General features: G+C 61.5%; 12 protein-coding genes and 1 pseudogene. 5 read left to right on the top strand and 8 right to left on the bottom strand.

Annotated elements, in window-relative coordinates:
- Positions 1–76: 76 nt before the first annotated feature.
- Complete coding sequence (locus tag CK227_RS22385; RefSeq protein WP_095770785.1) at positions 77–889, bottom strand: peptidoglycan-binding protein; 813 nt, start codon at positions 887–889, stop codon at positions 77–79.
- Entirely contained in the window at positions 864–2,612 is a 1,749-nt protein-coding gene (locus tag CK227_RS22390) for a HAMP domain-containing sensor histidine kinase (protein ID WP_095770786.1), read from the bottom strand. Before CK227_RS22390 ends, CK227_RS22385 begins: the two co-directional genes overlap by 26 nt.
- 533 nt (positions 2,613–3,145) lie before the next feature.
- Between CK227_RS22390 and CK227_RS22395 the strand changes: the two genes are divergently transcribed.
- Both CK227_RS22395 and CK227_RS22400 read left to right on the top strand, forming a co-directional pair.
- Entirely contained in the window at positions 3,146–3,496 is a 351-nt protein-coding gene (locus CK227_RS22395) for a DUF5330 domain-containing protein (protein WP_095770787.1), read from the top strand.
- A gap of 101 nt (positions 3,497–3,597) precedes the next feature.
- Complete coding sequence (locus CK227_RS22400; RefSeq protein WP_095770788.1) at positions 3,598–4,026, top strand: SufE family protein; 429 nt, start codon at positions 3,598–3,600, stop codon at positions 4,024–4,026.
- Positions 4,027–4,108: 82 nt separating this feature from the next.
- Here the strand turns inward: CK227_RS22400 and CK227_RS22405 are convergent, their stop codons facing one another.
- Both CK227_RS22405 and CK227_RS22410 read right to left on the bottom strand, forming a co-directional pair.
- Positions 4,109–4,534, bottom strand: a complete 426-nt coding sequence (locus tag CK227_RS22405) for a MucR family transcriptional regulator (protein WP_019857114.1) — start codon at positions 4,532–4,534, stop codon at positions 4,109–4,111.
- A gap of 447 nt (positions 4,535–4,981) precedes the next feature.
- Positions 4,982–5,303, bottom strand: a pseudogene (locus CK227_RS22410) (SH3 domain-containing protein).
- A 157-nt stretch (positions 5,304–5,460) separates the two neighbouring features.
- Here CK227_RS22410 and CK227_RS22415 point away from each other — a divergent pair.
- The 3 genes from CK227_RS22415 (at position 5,461) to CK227_RS22425 (ending at position 8,749) form a co-directional block, all read left to right on the top strand.
- Positions 5,461–7,584: a S9 family peptidase gene (locus CK227_RS22415; RefSeq protein WP_095770789.1), complete on the top strand. Its 2,124-nt coding sequence runs from the start codon at positions 5,461–5,463 to the stop codon at positions 7,582–7,584.
- Entirely contained in the window at positions 7,581–8,207 is a 627-nt protein-coding gene (locus CK227_RS22420) for a LysE family translocator (RefSeq protein WP_095770790.1), read from the top strand. The genes CK227_RS22415 and CK227_RS22420 overlap by 4 nt, the downstream gene beginning before the upstream one ends.
- Before the next feature lie 152 nt (positions 8,208–8,359).
- Entirely contained in the window at positions 8,360–8,749 is a 390-nt protein-coding gene (locus tag CK227_RS22425; RefSeq protein ID WP_027046644.1) for an SET domain-containing protein-lysine N-methyltransferase, read from the top strand.
- A 7-nt stretch (positions 8,750–8,756) separates the two neighbouring features.
- Here the strand turns inward: CK227_RS22425 and CK227_RS22430 are convergent, their stop codons facing one another.
- The 4 genes from CK227_RS22430 to CK227_RS22445 form a co-directional block, all read right to left on the bottom strand.
- The gene (locus tag CK227_RS22430) at positions 8,757–9,704 is read right to left on the bottom strand and encodes a cytochrome c (protein ID WP_095770791.1); all 948 of its coding nucleotides are present in this window, start codon (positions 9,702–9,704) and stop codon (positions 8,757–8,759) included.
- Between the two features lie 9 nt (positions 9,705–9,713).
- Positions 9,714–10,151, bottom strand: coding sequence for a cytochrome c (locus CK227_RS22435; protein WP_095770792.1), 438 nt, complete (start codon positions 10,149–10,151; stop codon positions 9,714–9,716).
- A gap of 161 nt (positions 10,152–10,312) precedes the next feature.
- Positions 10,313–10,912, bottom strand: coding sequence for a superoxide dismutase (locus tag CK227_RS22440; protein ID WP_095770793.1), 600 nt, complete (start codon positions 10,910–10,912; stop codon positions 10,313–10,315).
- Between the two features lie 176 nt (positions 10,913–11,088).
- The gene (locus CK227_RS22445) at positions 11,089–11,967 is read right to left on the bottom strand and encodes a branched-chain amino acid aminotransferase (RefSeq protein WP_095770794.1); all 879 of its coding nucleotides are present in this window, start codon (positions 11,965–11,967) and stop codon (positions 11,089–11,091) included.
- Positions 11,968–11,988: the final 21 nt, after the last annotated feature.

Below are 11,988 nucleotides of genomic sequence, written 5' to 3' on the forward strand. Positions count from 1 at the left end.
CTCCGAAAGCGTGCGGGCTATCTAGCGATAATTCCGCCGCTCGGCGAGCCGTCGTTTCGGCCTCGTTGGTCGGACCTCAATTGGTCAGACCGATCTCGCGCATCTTGACGTAGACGATCTCGTCGGGCTCGCCGGTCTGCGGCAGGCCGAACAGCGACTGGAATTCCTTGATCGCCGCCTTGGTGCGCGCGCCGACGACACCATCCAGCCGCATGTCGTCATTTCCGAACGCCTTGAGCCCGGCCTGGATCTTGACGATGCGGGGGTCAGGTCCCTGGGCCTGGGCGGCATCCGTCTGCCCGGCATTCGCCTGCCCGGAATTCGTTTGTCCAGAATTTGTCTGCAGGGACACCGGAACGGCGGCCTGCGTATCGGGGCGCGGCTGCGGTTTGGGCACGGAGGCGGTCTTCGGCGTTGCACCAAGCTGATCGAGCAACAGGGCATCGATCTCGCCCGAAGCGTTGAGACCGACCTTCTGCTGGTAGGCCTGTATGGCCTTGCGCGTGTTGGGGCCGGAAATGCCGTCGACCGTGCCGGAATAGAAGTCGAGGTCCTTCAATATGCCTTGCACCTGCTCGACCACCGGATCGCCCTTCATCGGTGCGGGCGCCGCATTGGGCCGCACGATGTTGATCGTCGTCTCCGGCTCGTCGGAGGCAGTGTGCGGAAACCCCTGGAAATTGCGGGTGGCGAAGAACGCCCCGGCATGCGGGAAAGGCTGATACCACAGCGCATTCGCCGAGACATAGAACAGCGTCACCAGGAATGCCGTCGATCCGCCCACCAGGACGGGGTTGCGCGAAATCATCCCGCCGACGGCAATGGCGCCGTCCTGGAAGGCGTTGCTGCGGCGTTTGACCGGTTTAGGCTGTTTTGCGGAGCGAGCCATTTCTGTCCCCTTTCGCCCTCGTCACCGGCATCGTCAGCACCCCTGCCTCGTTCGCCGGGCGACCCTTCGGCCCGTTGACCGGCAGGCTGATGGTCACCGTGGTGCCCTCGCCCGGCATGCTTTCGATCGACATGGTGCCTTCGTGCAGCGCCACCAGCCCCTTCACCAGTGAAAGGCCAAGCCCGGTCCCCTCGAAACGGCGCGTATAGTCGTTCTGGATCTGCGTGAAGGGCTTGCCGAGATTGGCGAAATCCTCCTCGGCAATGCCGATGCCGGTGTCCCTGACCCAGAAATGCAGGCGCGAACCGATCCGCTTGGCGCCAACGACGACATTGCCGCCGTCGGGCGTGAACTTGATCGCATTGGAGACGAGATTGATCAGCATCTGCTGCACGGCGCGGCGATCGGCATTGATGTCGCCGGCGTCGGGAGCGATCTGCGTCTGCAGGTCGATGTTCTTGGCCTGCGCCTGCAGCCGCATCATCGACTGGCACATGTCGACGGCTTCCATGAACCGGAATGGCTCCGGGTCCGCCGTGTAGGCACCCGATTCGATCCTCGAGACATCGAGTATGGATGTCACGACGGCCAGAAGATGCTGCCCTGAATCCCGCACCAGGGTGACATATTCCTTCTGGCGCGGATCCTTGAAGGCGCCGAACATCTCATGCAGCAGCATGTCCGAGAAGCCTATGATGGCGTTCAGCGGCGTGCGCAACTCATGGCTGACCACCGCCAGGAACCGGCCCTTGGCCACTTCCGCGGCGGCCGCCGCCTCATTGGCCTGCGCCAGTTCCTCACGCAGCCGGGCAGTCTCGTCATTCTCCCGCAGCACCAGCGTGAAGACGTCGCTCTGCTCCTCGCCACGCAGCAGTTCGAGCAGGAATGGCCGGTAATTGTCGGCCATCGAGCGCGTGTCATTCTGGCCATTGCCGTTCTGGGGCAGCCTGACGCGCAATTCGAGGCGGCGCGCAGCAGCACCATCGCGCATGTCGGCCAGGGCGCTGAGATAGGAGACACGGTCCGACAGATGGACACGGTCGAAGAAGCCGGTTCCGGAAAGCAGTTCCGGCGGCAGTTTCAAAAGCGTGCGTGCCTTGGCGGACGCATCGAGCACCTCGCCATGGCGGGCGACCCGCAGGATCACCGCGTCGATGATGTCTTCCAGCCGATCGCCGGTATCGAGTGTATCGGCCGCACCGGCGCCATCGCGAAACGGCGACAGGCGCGGGATCAGCGTCAGCGCCCAGGCCAGCGGCACCAGCCAGTGCCAGGCCGCGATCTGCGCGCCCGCGAAGGGCAAGAAGGCCGCAGCCAGAGGCTGAAGGGCAATGGCGGGAATGGCCGAGACCGCTCCCCACAGGGCCGCACGCCGCGAAGCGCCGATCCACCAAGCTTCGAAGGGCAGCGCCACGGCAAGCACGGCGACGGGAGAACTCAACCCGCCGGCGGCCGCGATCAGACCGCCAAGGGCAACAGCCGCCATCGCCAGGACAATCGGTGCCGCCACGGGCATCTTGCCGGTAGCCGCCACCAGCAAGGCGACGAACCAGCACAGACCGAAGGCGGCGAAGATGGCGGCCATGGTCACAGCGGCGCCCATGCCTGATGTGACCAGCGTGACAGCGGCACCGGCGGCGAAGAATGGCGCTGCCAGCATGACACCGATGAAACGGCGTTGGCGCTCGCGGCCGCTCTGCCCGAGAATGGAGGGATGGACCATACGTTCGCAACCGGCGGCAATCGCGCCAGGCAATTCAGCGTATCTGGCCTTGATCGGCATCAACTCAACGCACTCGCACTCGTCGTGAACAGCTCTGCTTATGCAGATTGTTTTGATTGGCTCCGAAACTCTCATCCAGCGTTTAAGGAATGGATAAGGCAGGGCCGACCAAAGCCCGGCCCGTGGCAAATATCGGGATCGCGGCGGCCGAAAACCCGGGCAAATGCCGCCATAGTAAATGGAGGGTTATCTGCGAACGCCTGCCGTCACCGGATCATGGACTAGAAGAGAACCGGCCGAATTCCAAAAGAATCCAATGGAAACAGCAGGATACATAGTTATCAAGAGGTAACCAAAATCGTCCCGATATGAAACAAATCCATGGCAAAACGGTTCGTTTCGAATTTGCCTAAAATTTGAGGAAAATTGTCGCTGTGCGCGCAAGCCGTCCTTTGCGCCTGTGTGCCAACATCCTGCCCATAAAAGAGGTCATGCCATATGATGCATGATCCGGTCACGACGAGAGGCAAGGCATGTTCTTCCTGATAAGAATGGCTTTCTGGTTTTCACTGGTGCTGCTGGCGCTGCCGCTGAGTGTCGGTTCCGACGAGCCGGGGCAGGAAAGCGTCGGGCCGATCCAGGCCCTGTTCGCGGCACGCGACGCGGTGGGCGACATTGCCGGCATCTGCGAGCGCAAGCCCGACGTCTGTGAAACGGGCAAGTCGGCGATGCACACCATCACCGCGCGTGCCAAGGAAACCGCCAAGATCGCGGCAGCCATGCTGGACGACAAGTCCAGCGGCCCCGATACCTCGACAATGACGGGCAGCGTGGCGGAAGAGATCGTCCTGCCCGAGACTGTCAACCTGCCGGTCAAGAATTAAGCCGTCTCGGCGGCGCACCGCGGGGCCGTCTGCCCTCTCGACGCCCGCGGTGTCCTTGTTTTTTCCGTGACGCGGGGCCGCCGCGTGACTATATCCGGGTTATGACGACCACGATCCAGACGATCCGCGACGACTTCTCCTTCCTTGACGAGTGGGAGGACCGCTATCGCTACGTCATCGAGCTCGGCGAGGCGCTGCCTCCCTTTCCCGATGAGGAGCGCAATGCCGCCAACAAGGTCCCGGGTTGCGTCAGCCAGGTCTGGTTGACCACCGAACAGGGACCGGGCAGCGATCCGGTCATCACCTTCACGGGGGATTCGGACGCCCATATCGTGCGCGGTCTGGTCGCCATCATGCTGGCGCTGTTTTCCGGACGGACCGCCAGCGAAATCCAGAAAACCGATGCGGAAGCGACGCTGAAGGCACTTGGCCTGGACGAGCACCTGTCGCCGCAGCGCGCCAATGGCCTTCGCTCCATGGTCAAGCGCATCAAGCGCGATGCCGAGATGGCACTCAAGCAGACCGCCTGACGCCCTCCGGCCAGCCTGTTCCGCAAAATCAAACGGCGCCCGAAGGCGCCGTCGATGTCGGTTCGACCTGAGGGAACAGCGACTACCGCGCCTTGCGCTTGCGGCCAAGGCCCATCTTCTTGGCGAGCTGCGAGCGGGCTGCCGCATAGTTCGGAGCAACCATCGGATAGCTCGGGTCGAGATTCCACTTTTCGCGATACTGCTCCGGCGTCAGATCATAGTGGGTCATCAGGTGACGCTTGAGCGACTTGAATTTCTTGCCGTCTTCAAGGCAGACAATGTAATCGTCATGAACCGAGCGCTTCGGGTTGACAGCCGGCTTCTGCTTGTCGGCAGGGGGCTGTTCGGCGGTTCCGCCCACACGCCCGAGAGCGGCATGGACATCGGATATGAGGTTCGGCAATTCGCCGACCGGCACGGGGTTGTTGCTGACATAAGCGGCCACCACATCGGCGGTCAGCTCGATCAGCGCATCGTTGTTTCTGGAAGGTGTTTCGACAATATCCATGGTCTTCAGGCCCCAACAAGAGTTACGTCGGTATGCGCCCTTTTTTACAGGCAGGGCATCGCACGAATTTTGAGCAGGTAGTGTTTCTACGATTCGTGTCGTGGGCACATCAATGCGACCATGGAGCAAGTAAGTCAATTCTCCCTTTGCATTATATTTAGGAAAGTTGATCAACTATTCGCCAGTCAGCTTCAATCTTTCGTGCATCATGTAATTTTTCGATATTTCGTTCGCCAAACCGGTTCCGCCTGACGTTACGTCAGCTGAGCGTTACATTCGCGATAACTCACAAAGCAATTTTCAATGCTCTGGTTTGCTTTGCCAGGGCGCCGTCAATCTTGGTTGTTCACATCTGTCCACAAAACCATAGGTTGCCTCTCATCTTTTTCGCGGACAACCAGGCGACATGTCCCGCCGGCCGCATCACGATCAATCGACGACCGTCGATCAATACGGGGCGATGTACTTGCCATAGGCCCAGCCGATGACGAAAGCGCCGTTCTTGGCCGGGTCGTGCCAGACCTCGCACCAGCGATAGCGAACCGTCTGGTGGCTTCCATGCCGGTTGATTGGCGATGTCGAGCAGGTTTACGCCGCCGGTGCATCGCCCGGTCATCTGCAGGATGACCCCGTTCGGGTATGCGGCCTGCTTCTGGGAGATGCCGGAGGGATATTTGCGCACGTTGAGCGTGTCGCCGAACGGCACATTGGCCACTTGCCAAGCCGCGAATACGGTCGCATGAGACTGGCCGGCAAAGACCAGAGTCAGCGAAGCAACGGCGAAAGTCGCAGCGATCCGAGATCAGTCATCATCCTTCCTCCCGGCCCACCTCATGGAGCCGACACACCTCCACGTTACGGACCCTTGAACCCACGCTGATCGGCGTGTTCATTCATCATTCAAGATAGCTCCCAAGCGAGACGCAATGACCGAGACTTCCCGATTTCCGATCGTCAGCCCGCCGACACCGCAGAAGCGGCCGGTTTACGACACGCATCACGGCATCACGCGAACCGATGAATATGCCTGGCTGCGGGCCGACAACTGGCAGGAGATGTTTCGGGACCCTTCCCTGCTCGATGCCGGCATCCGCGCCGAACTCGAAGCCGAGAATGCCTACCAGTCAAAGTTGATGGCCGATACTTCAGACCTGCAGAAGCAGCTTTTCAAGGAGATGAAGGGCCGCATCAAGGAAGACGATTCTTCCGTTCCGATGAAGGACGGGGCCTATGCCTATGGGTCTTCCTTCAAGCTCGGCGGCGAGCAGCCGCGCTATTTCCGCATGCCGCGCGCGGGCGGAACCGAGCAGATCCTGCTCGACGGCGACCTCGAGGCGCAAGGCAAGCCCTATTTCCGGCTCGGCGGTGTCGACCATTCGGCCGATCACCGCAGGCTGTTGTGGGCCTTCGACGACAAGGGTTCCGAGTTCTACACGCTGCGCGTGCGCGACCTTGCCGATGGCAAGGACCTGGCGGACCGGATTCCCGCGACAGGCGGCTCGGGCGTGTGGGACGCTGGCAATGACGGGTTCTTCTATACGCGCCTCGACCCCAACCACCGGCCCTCGAAGGTGCTGTTCCACGCGCTTGGACAAGACCCTGAAGCCGACCGCCTGATCTATGAGGAAACCGATCCGGGCTTCTTCATGAATGTTGACGGCACCCGCGACAACCAATGGATCATGATCGGCATCAACGATCACGAGACCTCGGAATATCGCCTGTTGAGCGCCAGCGATCCGTTTGCCGAACCCAGACTGGTTGCGGCGCGTGAGACCGGCCTTCAATATGAGATGGAGGAAGGCGGCGACATCTTCTTCATCCTGACCAATGCGGACGGCGCCAAGGACTTCAAGATCATGACGGCGCCGGCAAGCGATCCGGTCCGCGCCAACTGGCGGGAGCTGGTGCCGCATGAACCGGGCCGGCTGATCCTGTCGGTGATCGGCTTCAAGGACCATATGGTCCGGCTGGAGCGCAAGGAGGGACTGCCGCGCATTGTCGTGCGCGACCGCACCAGTGGCGAAGAGCATCTTCTGTCTCTCGATGAGGAGGCTTTCTCGCTCGGCCTGTCGGGCTCCTATGAATACGACACCGAGATCATGCGCTTTTCCTATTCGTCGATGACGACGCCGGCGCAGGTGTTCGACTACAATATGCGCACCCGCGAACGGGCCTTGCTCAAGACCCAGGAAGTCCCATCCGGCCATGATGCGGACCATTATGTCACCAGGCGGCTGATGGCGCCCGCCGCCGATGGCGAGTTGGTGCCGATCTCGCTTCTGCATCATCGCGACACGCCGCTCGATGGATCGGCACCTTGCCTGCTTTACGGCTACGGCTCCTACGGCATCACCGTGCCGGCCGCCTTCAACACCAACTGCCTGTCGCTGGTCGACCGCGGCTTCGTCTACGCCATCGCTCATGTCCGCGGCGGCAAGGACAAGGGTTACGGCTGGTATGATGACGGCAAGCGGGCGCACAAGATGAACACGTTTACGGATTTCATCGCCTGTGCGCGCCATCTCGTTGCCGAGCGCTATACCGCGCATGACCGCATGGTCGCGCAAGGCGGCTCGGCCGGCGGCATGCTGATGGGTGCCATCGCCAATATGGCGCCGGACTGTTTTGGCGGCATCGTCGCCGAAGTTCCCTTCGTCGACGTGCTCACCACCATGCTCGACGCGACCTTGCCGCTGACGCCGCCGGAATGGCCGGAATGGGGCAATCCGATCGCGTCGGCCGATGACTACCGCACCATCGCCGCCTACTCGCCCTACGACAATGTCGCGGCCCTCGACTATCCGCCGATCCTGGCGCTCGCCGGCCTCACCGATCCGCGCGTCACCTATTGGGAACCGGCCAAATGGGTGGCGCGGCTGCGCGACCGCAAGAGCGGCAACAATCCGGTGCTGTTCAAGATCAACATGGATTCCGGCCATGCCGGCGCGTCCGGCCGGTTCTCACGCCTGGAAGAAATCGCCTATACCTATTCCTTCGCGCTGAAGGTGACGGGAAAGGCGCGGCTTGCCGAGGAGACGCTCAAATGATCGATCTGTCCACGCTGATTGCCTATATCGCCGTCGTGCTCGGCTTTGTCTTTATCCCGGGTCCGGCCACGCTGTTGACGATCGCCCGGGCGACGAGTTCGGGAACGAAGGTCGGGATCGCGACCGGCGCCGGGATCGCGGCTGGCGACATATTTCACACTGTCATGGCGATGGTCGGCATTTCGGCGATCATCGCCACGTCGGCGACGCTTTTCAGCATCGTAAAATACATCGGCGCGGCCTACCTCGTTTACCTCGGCATTCGCGCCATCATCGAGAAAACGCCGACCGACCCCTCTGCCGGCGCGCTCGCGATCTCGGCCGGCAAGGCGTTTCGGCAGGCTGTCCTGACCGAAGTGCTCAACCCCAAGACCGCGCTGTTTTTCCTGGCATTCCTGCCTCAGTTCGTGCGGCCCGAAAACGGAACGGTGATGCTTCAATTGGCCGTATTGGGAATTGTCTTTGTCGTGCTCGGTCTTTTCAGCACGGTCGTCTTTGCCGTGAGCGCCGGTCGCCTCGGCTCCTTCCTGCGTCGAAATCCGACCGTGCTGAAATGGCAGGGCAAGGTTGTCGGCGGCATCTACTGTGCCTTGGGCGTCCGCCTGGCCTTGCAGCAACGCTGAGGCTCCGGACAGCACGTTCACTTTTGGATTTGGCAATCATGACTTTTTGAATTCCGCATTGCTCATTTCCACTCGCAATTGCGATGGTCGCGCGTTAACCCAAGGCACGACTTTCCCGGGCGACGAAGCCCGCACTCGCACAAGGGTCCATTATGCTGCTCGTCGACGTCTATCTCGACAAATCGCCGATCCAGGGCATTGGCGTCTTTGCCAAGCACCACATCCCCAAGGGCACGCTGATCTGGAAGCTCGACCCCCGCTTCGACCGGATCATCGACGTCGAAACCTATGAGGGCGAGAGCGGGCCGGTGAAGAACTATCTCGACCGCTATTCCTACCCGGACCGGCGCGATCCGGCCTATATCGTCTTCGAAGCCGACGACGCCCGCTACATGAACCATGACGACGAGCCGAATTGCGATGTCTCCTCACCCGAGGAGACCTATGCCTTGCGCGACATCGCACCCGGTGAGGAACTGACCTGCAACTACAACCACTTCTTCGAGACAGGATTCGATTTCCTCGGCGATCGGCACCTCTAATCGACAATCAACTCGCCGGCTTGCGCGGGGGATAACCGTTTGGATGCGGCGGCACAGCCTTGAGGTAGGCGGCGATCGCGGCCCGGTCCCCTGCTGTCAGCTCGGCCATGTTGCGCTGGACGTCGACCATCGCGCCGCCGACGGAATCGAAATTGGGCGTGAAGCCGGTTTCGAGGTAGTTGGCGATGTCGGCTTCCGACCAATTGGCGAGGCCGCCCTTGCCCGATGTGATGTTGGGCACGATGCCTGAGCCCTCGGCCGCCACGGCACCCGCCAGCCAGTCGCCTTTCTTCGTCCCGCCTGCGAAGTCACGCGGCGTGTGGCATTCGCCGCAATGACCCGGCCCCTCGACCAGATAGCGGCCGGCTACCACCGGATCAGGTGCGCTACTGGCCAAGGCAACAACAGGCTGGTTGTTGAGATAGAGCCGTTTCCACAGGCCGATGCCGCGACGGATGTTGAAGGGGAAACCGAGCGAATTGTCCGGCGCCTTGCCGGCGATGGCGGGCAGCGTCTTCAGGAAGGCATAGAGATCGGCAATGTCCGACGGTTTCATGCGGGCATAGGACGCGTAGGGAAAGGCCGGATAGAAATGCTCACCGGACGGCGAAACGCCCTTGAGCATGGCGTTGGCGAGATCGTCGACCGACCACGCACCGATGCCATCTTTGGGGTCTTGCGAAATGTTGGGCGGGACAAAGGTGCCGAACGGCGTCTTGAGTTGGAGGCCGCCGACCAGCTGAAGCCGGGCATCGCCCTGCGAGCCCGGCTTCGCATGGCAGGAGGTGCAGCCGCCGGCATAGAAAATGCGCTTGCCCTTGATCGCGTCGCCCGGCCCGAGTTGCGCCAGGGCCGCGGCATCGAGCTTGACCGGCGCCGACAGCAGCCAACCGCCGACCGCGCCGACGCCGCCCAGAATGATGGCCGTGCCGACGAGCTTCTTCAGCCATGCCATATCAGGCAATCAGCCCTTCTTGACCCTGTAGCCCTGATGGCAGGTGCCGCAATCCGAACCGATGGCGCCGACTTGCGCCTTCAGCGCGTCGACATCGGCGGGAGCCGCCGCGACCGCGGCCTTGACGTTGGACAGATACTTGTCCTCGGCGGCCTTGAAGCCGGCCGTGTCTTCCCAGATTTTCGGCCCCGCCGTGGTGTCGCCGGCATCGCTGCCTTTCGGGAACAACGCATCGACGTCGAACTTCTCGGCATTCGCCTGCAACGCCTGCAGCTGCGTCAGCACGGCGCCGGCATCAAAGGAGTCCTCGCCCTTGGCGACCTTCGCCAAGCCGCCGACGATCTTTCCGCGTTCCTTCATCAGAGCCTGCCGGTCGATGATCGGATCGGCAAAGGCCGCCGAACCGGCGAAGGCGAGCATTGAGATGGCGATGACAAGCTTTCTCATTCATTTGGCTCCGTGATGAAGGTATTTGGGACACGACGTTAACGGATGCGGCGGAGGGAATATTCCCTCTGCTTGGATGGTTTTTCCGGGCCTTCGCAGCCACTGATATCGGCACAGAAAAAGAAAAGCCCCGGGATTGCCGGGGCCTTTCTGATTGTCGATTACTTCGCCTTGTCGTAGAGCTCCAGCACATGATCCCAGTTGATCAGGCTGTCGACGAATGCCTCGAGATATTTCGGGCGGGCGTTGCGGTAGTCGATGTAATAGGAGTGTTCCCAGACGTCGACGCCGAGGATCGGCGACGCGCCATGAACGAGCGGGTTTTCGCCGTTCGGGGTCTTCGAGATCGCCAGCTTGCCGTCCTTGACCGAAACCCAGGCCCAGCCCGAACCGAACTGCGTCGTGCCGGCTGCGATGAAATCAGCCTTGAACTTGTCGTAGCCGCCGAGATCGCTGTCGAAAGCCTTCTGCAGCGCGCCCGGCAGCTTGTTGCCGCCGCCGCCCTTCTTCATCCACTTCCAGAAATGGATGTGATTGTAGTGCTGCGCGGCATTGTTGAAGAGACCGGCATTCTTGCCGAACGACTGCTTGACCACCTCTTCGACCGACAGATCGCCCATTCCGGCCTCGGCAGCCAGCTTGTTGCCATTGTCGACATAGGCTTTGTGATGCTTGTCGTGGTGATATTCCAGCGTCTCTTTCGACATGTAAGGCTGCAAGGCCTCATAGTCGTAGGGCAGAGCGGGCAATTCAAAAGCCATGGGTAGTACTCCCTCGTGGAAAAATCCGGTGTGGATACCGGATTAAGATAGGACTGGATTGAGCTGGAACAACTCCGGAAGTGAAGCGCCGGTTCCCTTTCTAGGCGGGTTCCGGAAAACTGTCACACGGTTTTCCTGCGGCGAAGCGCGCAGCCACAAAAGGCCGAACCAGCGCGTCAGCCGGCCGACGGCGAATGCGCCCAATCCCAATAAAGCTCGCGCGCCTTCTTGGCCACCGGGCCGGGTTGCAGATTGCGATCCTCGATGCGGGTGATCGGCACCACCTTGGAGTGGTTGCCGGTCGAAAAGATTTCGTCCGCTTCAAGGAAATCGCGCACCGACAGCGTCTTTTCCGTCGTCTTGAATCCGTACTCGCCCAGCAGCGTCATTGTGCGCGAGCGTGTGATGCCGGACAGGAAGGTGCCGTTCGGCGCCGGCGTCAGCACGTGTCCATCCTTGACCAGGAAGATGTTGGAGCTTCCGGTCTCGGCGACGTTGCCCAGCATGTCCAACACCAAAGCATTGTCGAAGCCGCGCATCTTGGCTTCGAGGATGGCGCGGCCATTGTTGGGATAGAGGCATCCGGCCTTGGCATTGGTCGGCATGGTTTCGATTGTCGGGCGCCGGAACGGCGACACCGTCACCGAAAACCCGGTCGGCGAGATCATCGGCGATTCATAGAGGCAGAGGCAAAAACGGGTCGAAGCGGGATCGGCCGGCACGCCCATGTAGCCGCCGTGCTCGGCCCAGTACATCGGCCTGATATAGACCGCCGTCTTGCCATCGAACTTCTTCAACCCGTCCCAGGTCAGCCCGACGATCTGTTCGGGCGACATGTTCGGCTTGAGGCCGAGCGCGATCGCCGAGGCGTTCACCCGCCTGGCATGGAGGTCGAGGTCGGGCGCCACGCCCTCGAACCAGCGTGCCCCGTCGAACACGCTGGTGCCGAGCCACATGGCGTGGCTGCGCGGGCCTAGAATGGCGACATTGCCCTCGTACCAGTCGCCGTCGACGAAAGTCCATGTCGCGGATTGCGCCGCTGCCGCCAGTGTCATCGCGTTATCCCGTTCCGATCA

It is taken from the genome of Mesorhizobium sp. WSM4308 (assembly GCF_002294905.1).
Taxonomy (GTDB): domain Bacteria; phylum Pseudomonadota; class Alphaproteobacteria; order Rhizobiales; family Rhizobiaceae; genus Mesorhizobium.

Excerpts from the sequence above, each read along its gene's own strand:
- CK227_RS22445 (WP_095770794.1), bottom strand. The coding sequence starts at position 11,967 with ATGACACTGGCGGCAGCGGCGCAATCCGCGACATGGACTTTCGTCGAC.
- CK227_RS22440 (WP_095770793.1), bottom strand. The coding sequence starts at position 10,912 with ATGGCTTTTGAATTGCCCGCTCTGCCCTACGACTATGAGGCCTTGCAG.
- CK227_RS22385 (WP_095770785.1), bottom strand. The coding sequence starts at position 889 with ATGGCTCGCTCCGCAAAACAGCCTAAACCGGTCAAACGCCGCAGCAAC.
- CK227_RS22405 (WP_019857114.1), bottom strand. The coding sequence starts at position 4,534 with ATGGATATTGTCGAAACACCTTCCAGAAACAACGATGCGCTGATCGAG.
- CK227_RS22425 (WP_027046644.1), top strand. The coding sequence starts at position 8,360 with ATGCTGCTCGTCGACGTCTATCTCGACAAATCGCCGATCCAGGGCATT.
- CK227_RS22390 (WP_095770786.1), bottom strand. The coding sequence starts at position 2,612 with ATGGTCCATCCCTCCATTCTCGGGCAGAGCGGCCGCGAGCGCCAACGC.
- CK227_RS22395 (WP_095770787.1), top strand. The coding sequence starts at position 3,146 with ATGTTCTTCCTGATAAGAATGGCTTTCTGGTTTTCACTGGTGCTGCTG.
- CK227_RS22415 (WP_095770789.1), top strand. The coding sequence starts at position 5,461 with ATGACCGAGACTTCCCGATTTCCGATCGTCAGCCCGCCGACACCGCAG.
- CK227_RS22430 (WP_095770791.1), bottom strand. The coding sequence starts at position 9,704 with ATGGCATGGCTGAAGAAGCTCGTCGGCACGGCCATCATTCTGGGCGGC.
- CK227_RS22435 (WP_095770792.1), bottom strand. The coding sequence starts at position 10,151 with ATGAGAAAGCTTGTCATCGCCATCTCAATGCTCGCCTTCGCCGGTTCG.
- CK227_RS22420 (WP_095770790.1), top strand. The coding sequence starts at position 7,581 with ATGATCGATCTGTCCACGCTGATTGCCTATATCGCCGTCGTGCTCGGC.
- CK227_RS22400 (WP_095770788.1), top strand. The coding sequence starts at position 3,598 with ATGACGACCACGATCCAGACGATCCGCGACGACTTCTCCTTCCTTGAC.